The 19,120-nt window shown below is 66.8% G+C and carries 16 protein-coding genes; 10 read left to right on the forward strand and 6 right to left on the reverse strand.

Annotation, left to right across the window (positions count from 1 at the left end; genetic code table 11):
- Positions 1-110: 110 nt before the first annotated feature.
- From K343_RS0108695 to K343_RS0108715, 5 genes are all read left to right on the forward strand, one after another.
- Positions 111-1,931, forward strand: coding sequence for an acyclic terpene utilization AtuA family protein (locus K343_RS0108695; RefSeq protein WP_043112337.1), 1,821 nt, complete (start codon positions 111-113; stop codon positions 1,929-1,931).
- Positions 1,932-2,077: 146 nt separating this feature from the next.
- Positions 2,078-3,751: an electron transfer flavoprotein-ubiquinone oxidoreductase gene (locus K343_RS0108700; protein WP_043112338.1), complete on the forward strand. Its 1,674-nt coding sequence runs from the start codon at positions 2,078-2,080 to the stop codon at positions 3,749-3,751.
- 124 nt (positions 3,752-3,875) lie between these two features.
- Positions 3,876-4,622 (forward strand): electron transfer flavoprotein subunit beta/FixA family protein, encoded by a 747-nt coding sequence (locus K343_RS0108705; RefSeq protein WP_028007735.1) that lies wholly within the window; start codon positions 3,876-3,878, stop codon positions 4,620-4,622.
- Positions 4,623-4,641: 19 nt separating this feature from the next.
- Positions 4,642-5,577 carry an electron transfer flavoprotein subunit alpha/FixB family protein gene (locus K343_RS0108710; protein WP_028007736.1) on the forward strand — a complete coding sequence of 312 codons (936 nt, stop codon included), beginning with the start codon at positions 4,642-4,644 and terminating at the stop codon, positions 5,575-5,577.
- Positions 5,578-5,649: 72 nt separating this feature from the next.
- Positions 5,650-6,513, forward strand: a complete 864-nt coding sequence (locus K343_RS0108715; protein WP_028007737.1) for an SDR family oxidoreductase — start codon at positions 5,650-5,652, stop codon at positions 6,511-6,513.
- Positions 6,514-6,606: 93 nt separating this feature from the next.
- Here K343_RS0108715 and K343_RS0108720 read toward each other — a convergent pair whose 3' ends face one another.
- A complete protein-coding gene (locus K343_RS0108720; protein WP_028007738.1) occupies positions 6,607-7,113 on the reverse strand; it encodes a DinB family protein in 507 nt (168 codons plus the stop codon).
- Between the two features lie 26 nt (positions 7,114-7,139).
- Positions 7,140-7,577, reverse strand: coding sequence for a YybH family protein (locus K343_RS0108725; RefSeq protein ID WP_028007739.1), 438 nt, complete (start codon positions 7,575-7,577; stop codon positions 7,140-7,142).
- A gap of 226 nt (positions 7,578-7,803) precedes the next feature.
- Between K343_RS0108725 and K343_RS0108730 the strand changes: the two genes are divergently transcribed.
- The 3 genes from K343_RS0108730 (at position 7,804) to K343_RS0108740 (ending at position 12,372) form a co-directional block, all read left to right on the forward strand.
- Positions 7,804-9,429: an acyl-CoA carboxylase subunit beta gene (locus K343_RS0108730; protein WP_028007740.1), complete on the forward strand. Its 1,626-nt coding sequence runs from the start codon at positions 7,804-7,806 to the stop codon at positions 9,427-9,429.
- Positions 9,430-9,449: 20 nt separating this feature from the next.
- Positions 9,450-10,271, forward strand: a complete 822-nt coding sequence (locus tag K343_RS0108735) for an enoyl-CoA hydratase/isomerase family protein (RefSeq protein WP_028007741.1) — start codon at positions 9,450-9,452, stop codon at positions 10,269-10,271.
- Between the two features lie 94 nt (positions 10,272-10,365).
- On the forward strand, positions 10,366-12,372 hold the full coding sequence (locus K343_RS0108740) for an acetyl/propionyl/methylcrotonyl-CoA carboxylase subunit alpha (protein WP_028007742.1): 2,007 nt from the start codon (positions 10,366-10,368) through the stop codon (positions 12,370-12,372).
- Positions 12,373-12,542: 170 nt separating this feature from the next.
- Here K343_RS0108740 and K343_RS23335 read toward each other — a convergent pair whose 3' ends face one another.
- Positions 12,543-13,406 carry a DUF7687 domain-containing protein gene (locus tag K343_RS23335; protein WP_028007743.1) on the reverse strand — a complete coding sequence of 288 codons (864 nt, stop codon included), beginning with the start codon at positions 13,404-13,406 and terminating at the stop codon, positions 12,543-12,545.
- Entirely contained in the window at positions 13,393-13,671 is a 279-nt protein-coding gene (locus K343_RS23955) for a helix-turn-helix domain-containing protein (RefSeq protein WP_211226192.1), read from the reverse strand. The genes K343_RS23335 and K343_RS23955 overlap by 14 nt, the downstream gene beginning before the upstream one ends.
- On the opposite strand from K343_RS23955, the gene K343_RS23960 reads away from it, so the two are divergent.
- On the forward strand, positions 13,670-14,581 hold the full coding sequence (locus K343_RS23960; RefSeq protein ID WP_084615792.1) for a DNA adenine methylase: 912 nt from the start codon (positions 13,670-13,672) through the stop codon (positions 14,579-14,581). The genes K343_RS23955 and K343_RS23960 overlap by 2 nt on opposite strands.
- 252 nt (positions 14,582-14,833) lie before the next feature.
- Here the strand turns inward: K343_RS23960 and K343_RS0108750 are convergent, their stop codons facing one another.
- Positions 14,834-15,979 (reverse strand): acyl-CoA dehydrogenase family protein, encoded by a 1,146-nt coding sequence (locus K343_RS0108750; RefSeq protein WP_043112340.1) that lies wholly within the window; start codon positions 15,977-15,979, stop codon positions 14,834-14,836.
- A gap of 98 nt (positions 15,980-16,077) precedes the next feature.
- Here K343_RS0108750 and K343_RS0108755 point away from each other — a divergent pair, with 98 nt between their 5' ends.
- On the forward strand, positions 16,078-17,772 hold the full coding sequence (locus K343_RS0108755) for an AMP-binding protein (RefSeq protein WP_028007745.1): 1,695 nt from the start codon (positions 16,078-16,080) through the stop codon (positions 17,770-17,772).
- A gap of 21 nt (positions 17,773-17,793) precedes the next feature.
- Here K343_RS0108755 and K343_RS0108760 read toward each other — a convergent pair whose 3' ends face one another.
- Entirely contained in the window at positions 17,794-18,903 is a 1,110-nt protein-coding gene (locus K343_RS0108760; protein WP_051278078.1) for a BMP family ABC transporter substrate-binding protein, read from the reverse strand.
- Positions 18,904-19,120 lie beyond the last annotated feature (217 nt).

The raw sequence follows: 19,120 nt of genomic DNA on the forward strand, positions 1-19,120 counted from the left end.
GGCGCGGCGCGCCGCTACACGATCCTGCCGTAAGCCAGGTTTTCCTTGCTTCGTCCCTGAGTCTGCACGCATTCTGCCGTGCAGGCGCCGTCATACACGGTGCCGCGGCAATGTGGCTTACCGCAGGAGGGTTCGTGAACAAGAGCATCCGCATCGGCTGCGCCTCGGCGTTCTGGGGCGATACCAACACGGCGGCGGCGCAGCTCGTCGAGCGCGGCGCGCTCGACTATCTGGTGTTCGATTACCTGGCCGAGATCACCATGTCGATCCTCGCCGCCAAGCGCCTACGCGACCCGAACGAGGGGTACGCGACCGATTTCGTCGAGCACGTGATGGCGCCGCTGCTGCCGCAGCTGGTCGAGCGGCGCATCAAGGTCGTCGCCAATGCCGGCGGCGTCAATCCGCTCGCCTGCAAGGCGGCGCTCGAAGCCGCGGCCGCCAAGGCCGGCATCGCGCTGCGTGTCGCGGTGGTGCTCGGCGACGATCTCAATGCGCGGCGCAAGGACTTCGCCGACTGCGTCGAGATCGGCAGCGGCAAGCCGCTGCCGGCGACGACCATCTCGATGAACGCCTACCTTGGCGCGATCCCGATCGCCCGCGCGCTCACCGCCGGCGCCGACGTCGTCATCACCGGCCGCTGCGTCGATTCGGCGGTCGTGCTCGGCCCGCTGATGCACGCATTCGGCTGGCGCGCCGACGACTACGACCGCCTCGCCGCCGGCTCGCTCGCCGGCCACATCATCGAATGCGGCGCGCAGTGCACCGGCGGCAACTTCACCGACTGGGAGCTGGTGCGCGAAGGCTACGCCGACATGGGCTTTCCGATCGTCGAGGTCGAGCCCGACGGCGGCTTTGTCGTCACCAAGCCGGACGGCACCGGCGGTCTGGTTTCGGTGCACACCGTGCTCGAACAGATGCTCTACGAGATCGGCGATCCGCGCGCCTATCTGCTGCCGGACGTCGCCTGCGATTTCACCCAGGTGCGGCTGGAGCCGGCCGGCGACAACCGCGTCCGTGTCAGCGGCGCGAAGGGGCAGGCGCCGACCGACACCTACAAGGTCAGCGCGACGATGCCGGCCGGCATGCGCTGCGCGGCGCTGTTCATGATCGGCGGCATCGACGCGGCGAAGAAGGGCCGCGCCTCGGCGACGGCGATCGTCGACAAGGTGCGCCGCCAGCTGTTGGCGCAGAAGCTCGGCGATTTCTCCGGCGTCGACATTCATTGCATCGGTGCCGAGGAAAGCTACGGGCCGCACGCGCGGCCCGGCGCCGCGGCGACGCGCGAGGTGGTCGTCAAGATCGCCGTCCAGCATCCGCACCCCAAGGCGCTGAAGCTGTTTTCGCGCGAGATCGCGCAGGCCGCGACCGGCATGGCGCCGGGCTTCACCGGCTACTTCGGCGCCGGCCGGCCCGAGCCGCACATGGTGCCGAAGCTGTTCTCGACGCTGGTGCCGAAGACACGCGTGCCGATCGAGGTGGCGATCGGCACGGAGCGCTTCGCGGTCGAGGTGCCGACCGCCGGCGGCTTCGTGGCGCCGCCGCCGCCCGCCGCCGCGGCGCCGGCAGCGCCGTCCGGCGACTGCGTCGAGCTGCCGCTGCTGCGTCTGGCGCTGGCCCGCTCCGGCGACAAGGGCGACGACGCCAACATCGGCGTGATCGCCCGCCGGCCGGAGTTCCTGCCGCTGATCGAGGCGGCGCTGACGGCCGAGGCGGTGCGCGACTGGTTCGCCCACGTGCTCGCCGGCGGCCGCGACGGCCGGGTCGAGCGCTGGACGCTGCCCGGCACGCAGGCGCTCAACTTCCTGCTCCACCATGCCCTCGGCGGCGGCGGAGCGGCCAGCCTGCGCACCGACCCGCAGGGCAAGGCCTTCGCCCAGATGCTGCTCGACTTCCCCGTGCCGGTGCCGCGGGCTCTCGCGCAAGCGCTTTAGGCGGCTGGGTATTTTTTGGCTCCTGGGCCAGCAGCACGCTGTTCTTGCGGCGCTGCGTCATGGCCGCGCGCGTAATACAATGCGCGACCTTTACGTATCCCTAGCCATCCGAGCCCGGCCTTCCGGGACGCCAGGAATCAGAGCCCATGTCCGTCGAACGCGATGTAATGGAATATGACGTGGTGGTGGTCGGTGCCGGTCCCGCCGGCCTGTCCGCCGCCTGCCGCCTCAAGCAGAAGGCCGCCGAAGCCGGCCAGGACATCAGCGTCTGCGTGGTCGAGAAGGGCTCGGAAGTCGGCGCCCACATCCTGTCCGGCGCGGTCTTCGAGCCGCGCGCGCTCAACGAGCTGTTCCCGGACTGGAAGGCCAAGGGTGCGCCGCTGAACGTGCCGGTCGCCGGTGACGAGATCTACTTCTTCCGCAGCGAGAGCGCGGCATTCAAGATGCCGAACCTGTTCGTGCCGAAGACCATGCACAACGAGGGCAACTACGTCATCTCCCTCGGCAATCTGTGCCGCTGGCTCGCCAAGCAGGCCGAGGACCTCGGCGTCGAGATCTACCCGGGCTTCGCCGCCCAGCACGCGATCGTCGAACCAGGGCCTGATGGGGGCGTCATCAAGGGCGTGCAGATCGGCGACATGGGCATCAACCGCGAAGGCGAGCGCAAGCCGGATTTCACGCCGGGCATGGAGCTGCGCGCCAAGTACACGCTGTTCGCCGAAGGCTGCCGCGGCCACCTCGGCAAGCAGCTGATCGCGCAGTACCAGCTCGACAAGGACGCCGACGCCCAGCACTACGGCATCGGCATCAAGGAAATCTGGACGGTGCCGCCGGAGAAGCACAAGCCGGGTCTGGTCGTGCACACCGCCGGCTGGCCGCTGAGCCTGACCGGCACCGACGCGCTCGGCGGCTCGTTCCTGTACCACTTCGAGAACAACCAGGTCGTCGTCGGCCTGATCGTCGATCTGTCGTACACGAATCCGTACCTGTCGCCGTTCGACGAATTCCAGCGCCTCAAGCATCACCCGGTGATCCGCAAGCACCTGGAAGGCGGCACGCGCACCTCGTACGGCGCCCGCGCGATCTGCAAGGGCGGCCTGAACTCGCTGCCGAAGATGGTGTTCCCGGGCGGCGCGCTGATCGGCTGCGACCTCGGCACGCTGAACTTCGCCAAGATCAAGGGCAGCCACACGGCGATGAAGTCGGGCATGCTCGCCGCCGAGGCGGTCGCCGAGGCGCTGCTGGCCGGCGACGAAGGCGGCAAGGCGCTCGACAGCTATCCGGCCAAGTTCAAGGCCAGTTGGCTGCACGACGAGCTGTTCCGCTCGCGCAACTTCGGCCCGATCATGCACAAGTTCGGCGCCCTGATCGGCGGCGCGCTGAACTACATGGAGCAGAACTGGTTCGGCGGCAACTTCCCGTTCACCGTCCACGACCTCAAGCCGGACTACAAGTCGCTGAAGCCGGCGGCCGAGTCGGCGAAGATCGAATACCCCAAGCCGGACGGCAAGCTGTCCTTCGACAAGCTCTCGTCGGTGTTCCTGTCGAGCACCAACCACGAGGAAGACCAGCCGATCCACCTGCAGCTCAAGGACCCGTCGATCCCGATCGCCAAGAACCTGCCGATGTACGCCGAACCGGCGCAGCGCTACTGCCCGGCCGGCGTCTACGAAGTGGTCGGCGAGGGCGATGCCAAGCGCTTCCAGATCAACGCGCAGAACTGCGTGCACTGCAAGACCTGCGACATCAAGGACCCGGCGCAGAACATCAACTGGGTCGCGCCGGAAGGCGGCGGCGGTCCGAACTACGCCAACATGTAAGGAACCCAGGCGCGTCGCGCTCGACTGGTCCGCATGAGGGAAGCGCGGGCCGGAAGCTTGGTTAAAGTGCGGCGCGGCGTCTCCAAGGATCATTTTTCACTCGGTAGGTATCAGGAAAGAGCGAATGAAAGCCCTAGTAAGCGTGAAGCGCGTGGTGGACTACAACGTGCGCATCCAGGTGAAGTCGGATGGCACGGGCGTGGTGACGGATGGCGTCAAGCACTCGATGAATCCGTTCGACGAAATCGCCATGGAAGAGGCGGTGCGTCTGAAGGAGAAAGGCAAGGTCACCGAGATCGTCGCGGTGACGATCGGCGGCGACAAGAACGAAGAGACCCTGCGCACGGCGCTGGCCTTCGGTGCCGATCGTGCGATCCACATCAAAGAAGCCGGTGAAGTGCAGCCGCTGACGGCCGCCAAGGCCTTCGCCGCGGTGCTGAAGAAGGAAGGCGCGCAGCTGTTCATCGCCGGCAAGCAGGCGATCGACGACGACGCCAACCAGACCGGCCAGATGGTCGCCGCGCTGCTCGACATCGCCCAGGCGACGTTCGCCTCGAAGGTCGAGGTCGAGGGCAACAAGGCGATCGTCACACGTGAGGTCGACGCCGGCCTCGAAACGCTGGAAGTGGACCTGCCGGCGGTGATCACCGCCGACCTGCGCCTCAACGAGCCGCGCTATCTCAAGCTGCCGGACATCATGAAGGCGAAGAAGAAGCCGGTCGAAACGGTGAGCTTCGCCGATCTCGGCGTGACGCCGGCCGCCGGTCTGAAGACCACCAAGACCGTGCCGCCGCCGTCGCGCAGCAAGGGCATCGTCGTCAAGACCGTCGACGAGCTGGTGTCGGCGCTGAAGGCCAAGGGCCTGGTCTGAGAAGAGGGATAAAGACAACATGAGCAAGATTCTCGTCATCGCCGAGCACGCCGAAGGCAAGCTCAACGCCTCGGTGTCCAAGACCCTGGCCGTCGCCGAAAAGATCGGCGGCGAAACGCACGTCGCCGTGCTCGCCGCCGACGGCGCCGCCGTCGCCGCCGAAGCCGCCAAGCTGGCCGGCGTCGCCAAGGTGCTGGTCGTCAACAACGCCGCCAACGCGCAGCCGACCTCGGCCGTGCTGGCGCCGCAGATCGTCGAACTCGCCAAGCAGGGCTACACCCACGTGCTGTTCCCGGGCACGACCTTCGGCAAGGACCTCGCCCCGCGCGTCGCCGCCAAGCTCGACGTGCAGCAGGTCAGCGACATCATGGCCGTGCACGGCGCCAGCAGCTTCGATCGTCCGACCTACGCCGGCAACGCCATCACCACGGTCGAAGCACCGGCCGGCACGGTCGTCGCGACGGTGCGCCTGGCGTCGTTCAACGCCGTCGCCCAGACCGGCAGCGCCGCCGTCGAGACGGTGAGCGTGTCGGCCGCGCTGCCGACGCACACCCGCTTCGTCAAGCTCGAAGCGCAGAAGTCGGAGCGTCCGGACCTGCAGTCGGCCGCCAAGGTCGTCTCGGGCGGCCGCGCGCTCGGCTCGTCGGAGAACTTCAAGGTCGTCTACGCGCTCGCCGACAAGATCGGCGCCGGCGTCGGTGCCTCGCGCGCCGCGGTCGACTCGGGCTACGTGCCGAACGACATGCAGGTCGGCCAGACCGGCAAGATCATCGCGCCGGAGCTGTACATCGCGGTCGGCATCTCGGGCGCCATCCAGCACCTCGCCGGCATCAAGGACGCGCGCACGATCGTGGCGATCAACAAGGATCCGGAAGCGCCGATCTTCGAAGTCGCCGACTTCGGCCTCGTCGGCGATCTGTTCCAGGTCCTGCCGGAAATGACCGCCAAGCTGTGAGATTCCATCGCGGTACATGCTGATCGCGAAGGCCGGCTCTTGCCGGCCTTCGCCGTTTCTGGAGAAAGAAACATGTCTTACCAGAGTGTGTTCCGCCACGGCCTGTTCGCGGGCCAGACGATCGTCGTCACCGGCGGCGGCTCCGGCATCGGCCGCTGCACCGCGCACGAGCTCGCCAGCCTCGGCGCACATGTCGTCATCACCGGCCGCAAGGCCGAGAAGCTGGAGAAGACCGCCGCCGAGATCGTCGAGGACGGCGGCAGCGTGTCGACGCAGGCCTTCGACATTCGCGACGAGGACGCGGTCCGCGATGCGGTCAAGGCCATCCTCGCCGAACGCGGCCGCATCGACGGCCTCGTCAACAATGCCGGCGGCCAGTATCCGATGCCGCTGGCGATGATCGGCAAGAAGGGCTGGGAGGCGGTGGTCGCCAACAACCTGACCGGCGGCTTCCTGATGGCGCGCGAGGTCTACACGCAGTGGATGCGCAAGAACGGCGGCGCGATCGTCAACATGATCGCCGACATGTGGGGTGGCATGCCGGGCATGGGCCACAGCGGCGCGGCGCGCGCCGGCATGCTGAACTTCACCGAGACGGCGGCGATCGAGTGGGGCGTGTCCGGCGTGCGCGTCAACGCCGTGGCGCCGGGCTACGTCGCGTCGAGCGGCATGGACCACTACGACGCCAATTTCGCCCGGGAAGTAATCCCGAAGCTGTCGAAGATCGCGCCGCTGCAGCGCATGGCCGAGGAAGCCGAAGTGAGCAGCGCGATCGTCTTCCTGCTCAGCGAGGGCGCGGCCTTCATCACCGGCGCCTGCATCAAGATCGACGGTGGCTCCAGCCTCGGCGCCAAGGCCTTCCCGCTGCTGGAACACAAGAACGCGAAGCCCTACCAGGGCTTTCATCGCGCGGTGAAGCCCAAGGCCGTCGGCTGAGCGAGGCGGCGGCCGGCGAGCGGTCGCGCGGCGGATCGTCCCGCGCCGCTGACCGCCGCGCCGCCGCCCGTACGGCGCGGCGGCGCGCCCTGCTCAGGCGAGCTCGGCCGCGGGCATGGCGATCAGATCGGTGACGCCGGGATCGATCCCGCTCTGCTTCAGCAGCGTGGTGATCTGGCCGCGATGGTGCGTCTGGTGGTTGAAGAAATGCACGACCGCCCGCCACAACGGCAGGCGCACGGGCTGCGGCGAGCTGATGCGGGTGTACGCCAGCTCGCCGGCGCAGTCCTGCGCCGTCAGCGTCGCGCTCCAGGCCTCGATCGCGGCGTCCGTGCGTTCCCGCTCGGCGCGGAGTTCGTCGAAGCCGGCGTACAGCTCCTGATCGAGCGAGGCGGCGCGAAACGGCACGCCGGTGAAGCGTCCGAGCCAGACGCGATCCGCCAGCAGCAGGTGATTGAGCGTGCCGTGTATCGATTTGAAGAAGGCGCCGAGATCTTCGCGCCGTCGCGTGTCGGGCAGTTGCGCGCAGGCTTCGTACAGGCGCTCGTTCATCCAGCGGTTGTACGCCGCCATCGTGCGCGCGTAGGGCAGCAGGTCCATCGGTTTCGCTCCAGGGTGGTGTGTCGTCAGGCCGGCGCGCCGCCGGTGCGTGCGGCCTGCGCCCGTTCTCTTGCCGCGGCAATCCGGGCGAGCAGCGCGCTGCGGTCGAAGTAGACCTCGTTGCGCCGGATCCGTCCGTTGTCGTCGAGCTGTACGAGGCAGACGCCGATGACTTCCATCACTTCCGTGCCGACCGGAATCTGCGCCGACCACTTGTTGAGGAAGCCGTCTTCCATCGGAATGCCTTCGATCTGGCGCCAGATCCAGTCCGGGTTGTAGGCGAGCAGCTTGCGGAAGTAAGCGAGCAGCGCGTCCTTGCCGCGTACGCCGGCCGGCACGCCGGGGTCGAGATAGAAGGCGTCGTCGGCATAGAAGGCGGCGAGTCGTTCGGGATCGTTGCCGGTCCAGGCCGGCAGCCAGCGATCGGCGAAAGCCCGCGCCTCGGCGGCGCTCATGGTTTTCATGCGGTCGTTCCTCGCGTCGTGGTCGGATCAGTCGAAGCGTCGATTACAGCGGTGGATGCGGCGGACGGCAAATCGCTCGCGCCGCGGGCGCGGCGCTGACCGGCGGGCGCCGGCGGGTCCGTCTCCGGACTGAAGCGGGTCTTCTCGGGAATGAAAATTTCCGATGAAAACTCAATATTGGCAAGGCAGAATCGCCTGACAGTCAAAACGGATCGGCGGAGCGGAAATGTCTGTTATCGAATCGAACATCGATACCGCGGGCGCGGCGTTCCAGCGCAACCGCGAGGAGATGCTGAAGCTGATCGAGGCCTGGCGGGCGGTCGAGGCCAAGGGGCGTGCCGAGGAAGAGAGCAAGCGCGAGCGCTTCCACAAGCGCGGTCAGATGCTGCCGCGCGAGCGCGTGCATCTGATGCTGGACCGCGGCTCGCCGTGGCTGGAGCTGTCGACGCTCGCCGGCTATCGCCTGCACGACGACAAGGACGGCTCGCTGGCCGGCGGCAACCAGATCGCCGGCATCGGCTACGTGTCCGGCGTGCGCTGCCTGATCGGCGCCTCGAACGCGGCGATCAAGGGCGGCACGATGACGCCGTGGGGTGTGCAGAAGGGCCTGCGCATGCAGGAGATCGCCCTGCAGCAGAAGCTGCCGGTGATTTCGATGATCGAATCCGGCGGCGCCAATCTGCTTTATCAGGCCGAAGTCTTCATTCCGGGCGGCCGCACCTTCGCCAACCAGGCGCGGCTGTCGGCGGCCGGCATTCCGCAGATCACCGTCGTGCACGGCTCGTCGACGGCCGGCGGCGCCTATCTGCCGGGCCTGTCGGACTACGTGGTGATGGTGCGCAAGCGCGCCAAGGTGTTCCTTGCCGGGCCGCCGCTGCTGAAGGCGGCGACCGGCGAGATCGCCGAAGAGGAAGCGCTCGGCGGCGCCGAGATGCACGCGCAGCTAGCCGGCACCGCGGAGTTCATCGCCGAGAACGATGCCGATGGCGTGCGCATCGCCCGCGACATCGTCGGCCGCCTGAACTGGAACGCGCAGCGGCCGCGCCTGGAACTGCTGCCGGTGCGCGCGCCGCTGTACGACGTCGAGGAACTGTGCGGCGTGGTGCCGCCGGACTACCGCAAGCCCTACGACTGCCGCGAGCTGATCGCGCGCCTCGCCGACGGCTCGGAGTTCCTCGACTTCAAGGCCGGCTACGACGCGCAGACGGTCTGCGGCCGCGCCGTGATCCACGGCCACGCGGTCGGCGTCGTCGCCAACAACGGCCCGATCACCGTGCAGGGCGCCACCAAGGCTGCGCAGTTCATCCAGCAGTGCTGCCAGTCCAACGTGCCGATCGTGTACCTGATGAACACGACCGGCTACATGGTCGGCACCGAGAGCGAGCAGGGCGGCATCGTCAAGCACGGCTCGAAGATGATCCAGGCGGTCGCCAACGCCCACGTGCCACAGCTGACGATCGTCGTCGGCGGCAGCTTCGGCGCCGGCAACTACGGCATGTGCGGGCGCGGCCTCGGTCCGCATTTCATCTTCGCGTGGCCCAACTCGCGCACCTCGGTGATGGGCGGCGAGCAGGCGGCCGGCGTGATGGAAATCATCACCCGCGAGAAGTGGGCGCGCGAAGGCAAGGTGATGGGCGAGACCGACGAGAAGATGCTGGGGATGATCCGCCAGAACATCGTCGGCCAGTTCGACAAGGAGTCGCATGCCTTCGCGGCGACCGCGCGCCTGTTCGACGACGGCCTCATCGATCCGCGCGACACGCGCCGCGTGCTCGGCCTGTGCCTGTCGATCTGCCGCGAGTCGCAGGCGCGCCAGGTCTTCCCGAGCAGCTACGGCGTGGCGCGCTTCTGAGCGGCCGGAGACGCAAGCCCATGGACTTTTCTTCGTTCGAATCGCTGCTCGTGCGCATCGAGCGCGGCGTGATGCACCTGACGCTGAACCGGCCCGATACGCGCAACGCGATGACGGCCGCAATGCTCGCCGAGATCGGCGCCGCGGTCGACGCCGTGCGCGACGACCGCGGCGTGCGCGCGATCGTGCTGCGTGGCGCCGGCGGCCATTTCTGTGCGGGCGCCGATCTCAAGTCGATGATGGCCGGCGGCCTCAAGGCGCCGGCGCCCGGCGAGCCGGACCCGGTCGCCGTCGTCAATCGCGGCTTCGGCGCGATGCTGCGCAAGGTCGCGCAGGCGCCGCAGGCGGTCGTCGCCGTCTGCGAGGGCGCGGTGCTCGGCGGCGGTTTCGGCCTGGCCTGCGTGTCCGACATCGCGCTCGCGCATGCCGGCGCCAAGTTCGGCATGCCGGAGACCACGCGCGGCCTGCCGCCGGCGCAGATCGCGCCGTTCGTCGTCGAGCGCATCGGCCTGACGCAGGCGCGCCGCCTGTGCCTGACCGGCGCGCAGTTCGACGGCGCCGAGGCCGTGCGCCTCGGCCTCGTGCACGAGGTCTGCGCCGATGGCGAGGCCTTGCAGCGCGCGCTCGACGACACGCTCGCGCAGGTTCTGCGCTGCGCGCCCGGCGCCAACGCTGCGACCAAGGCGATCCTGCTCGACGTCGGTCGCGTCGACATCGACACGTTGCTCGACGGCGCCGCGCAGAGCTTCGCCACCTGCGTGCGCGGCGGCGAGGCTGCCGAAGGCATCGCCGCGTTCATGCAGAAGCGGCCGCCGAAATGGGCGGGCGAGGGCGCTGCCTGAGCGCGGCGCCCGGACGCGCGCCGGGGCGGACTTTGCCGCCGGCGCTTCATCATCGGAAACGGCGTTTCGCGACGCCGCCAGCGGGAACGAGAACATGACCCAGCGTTTCAACAAGATCCTGGTGGCCAACCGCGGCGAGATCGCCGTGCGCGTGATCCGCGGTGCGCGACGCCTCGGCTACCGCACCGTCGCCGTCTACAGCGACGCCGACGCCGACGCGATGCACGTGCTCGAAGCCGACGAGGCGGTGCGCATCGGCCCGGCGCCGGCGCGCGATTCCTATCTTTCGATCGACGCCATCCTCGCCGCCGCGCGGCAGAGCGGCGCCGAGGCGATCCATCCCGGCTACGGTTTTCTTTCCGAGCGCGCCGACTTTGCGCAGGCGGTGCAGGACGCCGGCTTGGTCTTCATCGGCCCCGATCCGGCGTCGATCGCGGCGATGGGCAACAAGTCTGCGGCGAAGGCGCGCATGCTCGCCGCCGGCGTGCCCTGCGTGCCCGGCTACCAGAGCCTGGACGCGGATGGCGACGCGCAATCGGACGCGACGCTGGGCGCCGAGGCGCGCCGCATCGGCCTGCCGGTGATGATCAAGGCCGCAGCCGGCGGCGGCGGGCGCGGCATGCGTCTGGTCGAAGACGAATCAGCGCTGGCGGCGGCGATCGCCTCCGCGCGCTCGGAGGCCGAGAACGCCTTCGGCAGCGGCCAGCTGTTGATCGAAAAGGCCGTCGTCGACGCGCGCCATGTCGAGATCCAGGTGTTCGGCGACCGCCACGGGCAGCTCGTGCACTTCGGTGAGCGCGACTGCTCGGTGCAGCGGCGTAATCAGAAGGTCGTCGAGGAAGCGCCGAGCCCGGCGGTCGACGAGGCGCTGCGGCAGCGGATGGGCGAGGCGGCGGTCGCCGCCGCGCGCGCGGTCGACTACGTCGGTGCCGGCACCGTCGAATTCCTGCTCGGCGCCGACGGTGCGTTCTACTTCCTCGAAATGAATACGCGCCTGCAGGTCGAGCATCCGGTGACGGAGCTGGTCTACGGCGTCGACCTCGTCGAGTGGCAGCTGCGCGTCGCGCAGGGCGAGCCGCTGCCGATGACGCAGGACGAAATCCTCGCGCGTCGCCGCGGCTGGGCCATCGAAGTGCGCCTGTGCGCCGAGGAGCCGCAGCGCAACTACCTGCCGCAGACCGGCCGCGTGCTGCGCTGGCAGGCGCCGCAGGGCGCCGGCGTGCGCGTCGACACCTGGCTGCGCGACGGACAGCTCATCGGCCCGCACTACGACTCCATGCAGGCCAAGATCATCGCCTGGGGCGAGGACCGCGAGACCGCGCGCATGCGCCTCGTGCACGCGCTGCGCGACACGACGCTGCTCGGCGTCGCCCACAACCGCGACTACCTCGCCGCCGTGCTGGCGCACGAGGCCTTCGCGTCCGGACGCTTCAGCACCGCCTTCGTCGAGCGCTACTTTCCGCAGTCGCGTCTGGCTGCCGAGCGGCCGGGCCTGCGTCCGCTCGCGCTAGCCGCGCTGGCGCTTTACCTCGACGATGCGCGCCGGCTCGGCGAGGCGCATCAGCTGTCGGCGGAATTCCTCGGCTGGCACAGCTCGCACGAAACACCGCTGCAGCTGCGCCTCGGCTGGCGCGATGCGATCCACGCGCTGACGCTGCGCGCGCACGGCCCGCGCTTCGTCGTCACCGGCGACGGCGAGACGCTGACGATCGAAGTGCCGCGCAGCGCCGACGGCGAGTTCCACTACCTTTGTGATGGCGTGCAGGCGCGGGCGCGCTACGTGCGCGACGGCGACCAGCTGTGGCTCGACGCCGACGGCATCGCCGCCGGCTTCCGCGATCTGACGCTGGCGCCGGTCGAAGGCGCCGCCGCCGGTTCGGACGGCCGCCTGCTCGCGCACTCCGACGGCAAGGTCGTCGCCGTGCACGTCAGCGCCGGCGAGACTGTCGGCAAGGGTCAGACGCTGGTCGTGCTCGAAGCGATGAAGATGGAATTCCAGCTCGCCCTGCCGGTCGGCGGCCGCGTCGAAAGCGTCCACGTCCAGCCGGGGCAGCAGGTCAAGAGCCGGCAGCTGCTGGCGCAGTTGGTGCTAGCGGAGTGAATGCCGGAAGCAGGAAGAATCAATGAAGGCGGAAGAACGGGACGGAAATCATGATTTATTGCGCCCATGCGATCTTCTACTTCAAGCAGGTCTCCTGCCGGCAGGAAACGCTATCTTTTGCACGAAAATGTCTGCCTTGACGCCCCGCAGGGGGGGGCGTCGACCGAAATCTATTGTGGGGCGCGTTCCCGGCGATGTAACTCAGTGACCCAGCTGCGGACAATCTGGGGCAAACGCTCAACCACTTCACGGCCGAAAATCACTTCATCCAGGTAGCCCATGTGAAGCATGTCGATCATTCGGCAGAGGTATGACTTCCCACAATCCCACCAAGTAAAGTAGTCGTCGACGACGAGCAAGTGCTGGATCTTGCGACCTGCCGTTGTATGAAGATCTTCGAGTTCTAAACCGTCGAGCAGAGTCTCATAGACGCCATCAGCAACTCGGCTGCCGAACGTCGTTGTGTAGTAGTACTCTTTGATTTCCCAAATTGCTACGGGATTCACAGCCGATGGAAACGCCCCGTCGAATCGGCGCGCGAGCGTTCTAAGAGGCTGTCGATTATGAGTAACGGTCGTCAGGCTGTGGGGGTCATAGTCGCAGGGGGCATCGCCGATATTTAGGGCAACGAGCATGTTGACGATGCACGTTAAAAAGGCATGGTTTTTCTTCTCGCCTTTTTGTTTATTCATTGGAAATGGGCAGTTGAATGTAGATCGTCCTCGTAGCCGCTTGAACAGAGCCTCAGCTTGCTCTTTGTTCATTAAGTTCTGCCGGACCTGATTATTCAGGACGTCAGCTCTAAATGAGAAATAGTTGAGCAATGTTCTCCCAAACTCGGTGGCGCGTCCGTGCGCGTCAAAAACATGCGCAGTGGAGAGGTCGAGCTTGCCAAATGCTGCGTCAATCTCTTCGCGACTGGGAATCAAGATTTCACCGGTTCTGCGGCGGGTATAGCCAATTTCTTGGCTAATCGTGCGGACATGTGCCCAGAACTCCTTGCTTTGACGCAGGAATCGATTATCGGGTTGCAAGGTATTTATCCACAAAATCGAGTAGGGAAATGCCGACTACGTTGCAGATTTCCTCGATTTCCGTTAGGTCGAGGCGCTGCTCTCCGCTTTCGTACTTGCTAACGTATGATTGAGTCTGCCCAAGTTGCTGGGCAAGCGTGGCTTGCGTTAGGCCCGCATCCAGTCGAATTTGTCGGAGGACAGTGGTCAGTTGACGCTTGCTCATGGCCACGTACGGTATATTCCGTGTTAGAATATTCAAACTTAGAATGAACAGCAGAACCATGTCTGACACTCCTTCCATTCCGCTGGGCCAGCCAGACCTATTCGCTGCTTCAGAGGCCTCCTACGTGGGTGGAACTGCGTTCAAGACACAGTTGCTGAAGTGGGTGGGGAACAAGCAACGGCAGGCCCCTGAAATAATTCGGCACTTTCCGTCTAGGTTTGGAACCTACTTCGAGCCTTTTCTGGGCAGTGGAGGGGTGCTTGGTGTGCTAGCCCCACGGCTCGGCGTTGCTAGTGACGCATTTGAGCCATTGATAGAAATTTGGAGGACTCTCGGCAGCAAGCCGAGCCAAGTGAAGGATTGGTATGCAGGGCGGCATGCTCTTATTTTGGAGCATGGCAAGGAAGGTGCTTACGCACGAGTGCTTGAAAGCTATAACCGTTCGCCTAATGGCGCTGACTTGCTGTTTCTTTGCAGGGCTTGCTATGGGGGTGTTGTTCGTTTTCGTAAGGTTGACGGTTACATGTCAACACCCTGTGGCGTCCATGATCCCATCTCACCGGATAGCTTTAATAAGCGAGTGGACCTCTGGGCAGAAAGGACCAAGGGTACGAAATTTGTCCACGCGGACTTTTCCGAGGTGATGTCACAAGCAAAACCGGGAGACTTAGTCTATTGCGACCCTCCGTATGCAGATAGCCAGGCAATTTTGTACGGTGCGCAGGCATTCTCGCTTCGTCGACTGTTTGACTGTATTGCTGACTGTAGGGCGCGCGGAGTGCATGTGGCGCTCAGCATCGACGGATCAAAGTATTCCGGTGCGAAGCTCTGTGAATTGCCAATCCCGCCAGGTCTTTTCAAGCAGGAGCGCTTCATCGAACTTGGTCGCTCGATGCTAAAGCGTTTTCAGATGGATGGACGGAGTTTGGAAGATCATGAAGTTTCTGACCGACTCTTGCTGACCTACTAAAGCGCCCAACGAGTCTGTAGAAAACGCCTGGACAACGCTCGCCAGAGAGGTTCTGAAAGCGGCGAGCAATTTCGCTATTCGGGAGGCGATCTGGCGTCTTCGCGTGTTGCCTTCTGATCTTTCTGCGTGCTCCGACGCTGCCGCGCGGAGCGCCGCTTTCCAGACGCTTGTTCATGGTGCTTAGCCTTGCAACTTCTGTACGTTGTGGGCGATGGCGAAAGCTTCCATTGCGCATTGACTTCGAGATCGGCGCTAATACCCCATCTGCCGCGCCGCCAGATCCTTCATGACTTCGCGTGAGCCGCCGCCGATGGTCAGGACTTTGGTTTCGCGGTAGATGCGCTCGACCTTGCAGCCTTGCAGGTAGCCGGCGCCGCCGAAGACCTGCATCGCTTCGCCGGCGACCCATTCGAGCGTTTCGGTCGCCAGGTTCTTCAGCATGCAGACTTCGGCGACCGGCATTTGCTTGTTCGAGACCTGCCAGGCGAGCAGGTCGAGGTTCGCCTTCACGGCGTCGATGCGCATGCGCATGTCGATCAGCTTGTGTCGGATCACCTGATTGCGGATCAGCGGCCGGCCGAAGGTCTGGCGCTCGCGCGCGTACGCGAGCGCTTCTTCGTAGCAGACGGTGGCGAAGGCCCAGGCCTGCGCGGAGAGCATCAGCCGCTCCTGGTTGAAGTTGAGCATGATCGCCATGAAGCCCTGGTTCTCGGGGCCGATGCGGTTGGCGACCGGCACGCGGCATTCGTCGAAGTACAGCGTCGCGGTGTCCGAGCACCACCAGCCCATCTTGCGCAGCGGCGAGCGCGTCAGGCCCGGCGTGTCGCCTTCGATGATCAGCAATGAGACGCCGCCCATGCCGTCGCCGCCGGTGCGTACGGCGGTGGTGATGAAGTCGGCGCGCATGCCGGAGGTGATGAAGGTCTTGCTGCCGCTGACGACGTAGTGCTCGCCGTCGCGCCGCGCGCGCGTCTGCAGGTTGGCGACGTCGGAGCCGCCGCCGGGCTCGGTGATCGCCAGCGCCGCGACTTTCTCGCCGGCGAGCACCGGCGCGACGAAGCGGCGCTTCTGCTCGTCGGTGCCGACGTGGGCGATCGGCGGCGTGGCGATGCCATGCGACATCAGGCTGGCGATCAGGCCGCCGCTGCCGGCGCGCGCCAGTTCTTCGGTGACGACGATCATGTAGAACAGGTCCGGCACCTCGACGCCGCCATAGGCCGACGGAAAGCTGATCTGCAGCAGGCCGGCTTCTGCGGCGCGGCGGTGCAGGGCGCGCGGTAGTTCGCCGGCGGCCTCCCAGCGCTCGATGTTCGGCGTCACCTCGCGCTCGACGAAGCGGCGCACTTCGCGGCGCAGGGCCTCATGCTCCTCGGTGTAGAAAGGCGATGTACGGGTCACGTGAATTACCGGTTGATTTCCTGGTTTGAACGCTGATTCAATCGGCATCGCGAGGAGAAAATCGCGAGCGGTCCGACTATAAAACGAGGAAGAAAGTAATGGGCCTTACGCTGGCTGAGAGCGATCTGCCGCTGCAGCGGCTGTACCGCTGGGAGCGCGAGCGCGCGGAGCGCATTTACCTGACGCAGCCGCTCGGCGGCGGCGCGGTGCGCGACTACCGCTGGCGCGAGGCGATGGACGAGGCGCGGCGCATCGCCGCGTTCCTGCGCGCGCAGCAGTGGCCGGCCGGCTCGCGCGTGACGATCCTGTCGAAGAACTGCGCGCACTGGCTGCTCGCCGATTTTGCGATCTGGATGGCCGGCCACGTCAGCGTGCCGATCTATCCGACGCTGGCTGCCGATTCGATCCGCCAGATCCTCGATCACGCCGAGGCGCGGGCGATCTTCATCGGCAAGCTCGACGACTGGGCGGCGATGGCGCCGGGCGTGCCGGAGACCATGCCGCGCATCCGCCTGCCGCTGGCGCCGCCGCGGCTCGACGGCGAGCCGGCGGGCGAGTCCTGGGACGCGCTGCTGGCGCGCTACGCGCCGATCGCCGATTCGCCGACGCGGCCGGCCGACGATCTGGCGACGATCGTCTACACCTCGGGCACGACCGGCGCGCCGAAGGGCGCGATGCACGCGTTCGCCAACGTCGCCGGCTGCGCGAAGGTGATGGGCGAGACTTTCGGCTTCAGCAGCGAGGAGCGCATCCTCTCGTATCTGCCGCTCGCGCACGTCGCCGAGCGCATCGGCGTGGAGGCGAACTCGGTGCGGCAGGGCTTCCGCGTCTATTTCGCGGATTCGCTCGACAGCTTCGTCGCCGATCTGCAGCGCGCGCGGCCGACGCTGTTCTTCTCGGTGCCGCGCCTGTGGGTGAAGTTCCAGCAGGGCGTGTTCGCCAAGCTGCCGAAGGCAAAGCTCGATCGCCTCTGCCGCGTGCCGCTGCTCGGCCGCCTCGTCAAGCGCAAGATCCTGCGCCAGCTCGGGCTCGACGCGGTGCACTTCGCGGCGACCGGCGCGGCACCGCTGCCGCCGGCGGTGATCGAGTGGTATCGCGGGCTCGGCCTCGATCTGCTGGAGGTTTACGGCATGACCGAAAACTTCGGCCTCTCGCACACCTCACGGCCGCAGACGATGCGCGTCGGCTACGTCGGCACACCGTGGCCGCACGTCGAATGCCTGATCTCGGCGCAGGGCGAGGTGCTGGTGCGCGCGCCGTGGCTGATGCAGGGCTACTTCCGCGATCCGCAGCGCAGCGCCGAGGCGATCGACGCCGACGGCTGGCTGCATACCGGCGACGTCGGCGAGATCGACGAGATCGGCCGGCTGAAGATCACCGGCCGCGCCAAGGAACAGTTCAAGACCAGCAAGGGCAAGTACGTGGCGCCGGCGCCGATCGAGAACCGGCTCGGCGCGCATCCGCGCATCGAGGCGGTCTGCGTGGCCGGTGCCGAGCAGCCGCAGCCGTTCGCGCTGGTCATGCTGCCGGCCGAGCTGTCACAGGCGGCGGACGCCGACGCGGACTTGCGCGCGACGCTCGACGCCGAGCTGCGCAGCCTGCGCGAGACGGTCAACGCCCGGCTCGATCCGCACGAGCGTCTGGAGTTTCTGACCGTGGTGCGTGAGCAATGGACCATCGACAACGGCTTTCTCACGCCGACGATGAAGATCCGGCGCGCGCAGCTCGAAGACCGCTACGCGCCGGAAGTGCCGCGCTGGCAGGCGCGGCGCGAGCCCGTGGTCTGGGACTGAAAGGCCGCGCCGCGCGCCGGGTTACTTCGGCAGCGCGCCGTCGACGCCCTGCACGTACCAGTTCAGCGACAGCAGCTGCTGCGGCGTCGGCATCGTGCCGGCGGCGATGCGGACCGCGCCGCTCTGGTCCTTGATCGGGCCCTGGAAGACGTGAAAGCGCTGCGCGGCGAGTGCCTTCTTCTGGTCGTCGAAGATCTTGAGCGTCGGTGCCGGAATGCCGGGCAGCAGTGAGGCGATCTGCACCATGCCCTCGGCGACGCCCCACTTGGTGTCGCCGCTCTTCCAGGTGCCGGCGATCACGTCCCTGGCGGTCTGGATGTAGAACGGGCCCCAGTCGGAAACGCCGGCGGCGAGCTGCGCTTTCGGCGCGAAGCGCGCCATGTCCGAATCCCAGCCGCAGGCGTAGACGCCCTTCTGCTGCGCGACCTGCAGCGTCGCCGGCGAATCGGTGTTCTGGCACAGCGTGTCGGCGCCCTGCGCGATCAGCGTCTCGGCAGCCTGACGCTCCTTGCCGGGGTCGTACCAGGTGTTGACCCAGATGACCTTGGTCTTGATCTTCGGATTGACGCTCTGCGCACCGAGCGTGTAGGCGTCGATGTTGCGGATCACTTCCGGAATCGGGAACGAGGCGACATAGCCGAGCGTGTTGCTCTTGGTCATGCCGCCGGCGAGCACGCCGAGCAGGTAGGCGGCCTCGTAGGTGCGGGCCTCGTAGACGCCGACGTTCTTCGCGGTCTTGTAGCCGGTGGCGTGCATGAACACGGTCTTCGGGAACAGGCGCGCGACTTTGAGCGTCGCCTCCATGTAGCCGAATGAAGTCGTGAAGATCAGCTTGTTGCCGTCGGCGGCGAGCTGGCGGATGACGCGCTCGGCGTCGGCGCCCTCGGGCACGCTCTCGACGTAGGTGGTCTTGACCTGGCCGGGCAGGGCTTTTTCGAGCGCGAGGCGGCCCTGCTCGTGGGCGTAGGTCCAGCCGGCGTCGCCGACCGGGCCGATGTAGACGAATGCGACCTTCAGCGGCTCGGCGGCGACCGCGCCGGCGCCGAACAGTCCCGCCGCGGCGGCGAGCAGGGCGGCGAGGGCGGTCAGGCGCGGGCGCAGGGCGCGCCGCAACACGGCAAAATCGAGCATCGCTGGGTGTCTCCTTCGGAACGTCGTGGGGCGATTGCCTGCGGCGGGCAGGTCGCAGGGCTTGTCCGCAACCGCAAAGCCTGTGCCACGCGGGCGCCGTTGCCGCACAGGGTAGCGCCGGCGCCGCGGCCGTGCCGGCGCGGGCATTCATGCCCCGCTTTAGCGCGCCACGCACACAATCGGACGCACAGATTGCATGCAATCTTCAATGGCATCG

The sequence above is a fragment of the Solimonas flava DSM 18980 genome (assembly GCF_000426685.1).
Taxonomy (GTDB): Bacteria; Pseudomonadota; Gammaproteobacteria; order Nevskiales; family Nevskiaceae; genus Solimonas; species Solimonas flava.

Coding starts and splice junctions, on each gene's coding strand:
- K343_RS0108715 (WP_028007737.1), top strand. CDS start 5,650: ATGTCTTACCAGAGTGTGTTCCGCCACGGCCTGTTCGCGGGCCAGACG.
- K343_RS0108740 (WP_028007742.1), top strand. CDS start 10,366: ATGACCCAGCGTTTCAACAAGATCCTGGTGGCCAACCGCGGCGAGATC.
- K343_RS23960 (WP_084615792.1), top strand. CDS start 13,670: ATGTCTGACACTCCTTCCATTCCGCTGGGCCAGCCAGACCTATTCGCT.
- K343_RS23955 (WP_211226192.1), bottom strand. CDS start 13,671: ATGGTTCTGCTGTTCATTCTAAGTTTGAATATTCTAACACGGAATATA.
- K343_RS0108705 (WP_028007735.1), top strand. CDS start 3,876: ATGAAAGCCCTAGTAAGCGTGAAGCGCGTGGTGGACTACAACGTGCGC.
- K343_RS0108730 (WP_028007740.1), top strand. CDS start 7,804: ATGTCTGTTATCGAATCGAACATCGATACCGCGGGCGCGGCGTTCCAG.
- K343_RS0108720 (WP_028007738.1), bottom strand. CDS start 7,113: ATGGACCTGCTGCCCTACGCGCGCACGATGGCGGCGTACAACCGCTGG.
- K343_RS0108695 (WP_043112337.1), top strand. CDS start 111: ATGTGGCTTACCGCAGGAGGGTTCGTGAACAAGAGCATCCGCATCGGC.
- K343_RS0108760 (WP_051278078.1), bottom strand. CDS start 18,903: ATGCTCGATTTTGCCGTGTTGCGGCGCGCCCTGCGCCCGCGCCTGACC.
- K343_RS0108735 (WP_028007741.1), top strand. CDS start 9,450: ATGGACTTTTCTTCGTTCGAATCGCTGCTCGTGCGCATCGAGCGCGGC.
- K343_RS0108725 (WP_028007739.1), bottom strand. CDS start 7,577: ATGAAAACCATGAGCGCCGCCGAGGCGCGGGCTTTCGCCGATCGCTGG.
- K343_RS0108755 (WP_028007745.1), top strand. CDS start 16,078: ATGGGCCTTACGCTGGCTGAGAGCGATCTGCCGCTGCAGCGGCTGTAC.
- K343_RS0108710 (WP_028007736.1), top strand. CDS start 4,642: ATGAGCAAGATTCTCGTCATCGCCGAGCACGCCGAAGGCAAGCTCAAC.
- K343_RS0108700 (WP_043112338.1), top strand. CDS start 2,078: ATGTCCGTCGAACGCGATGTAATGGAATATGACGTGGTGGTGGTCGGT.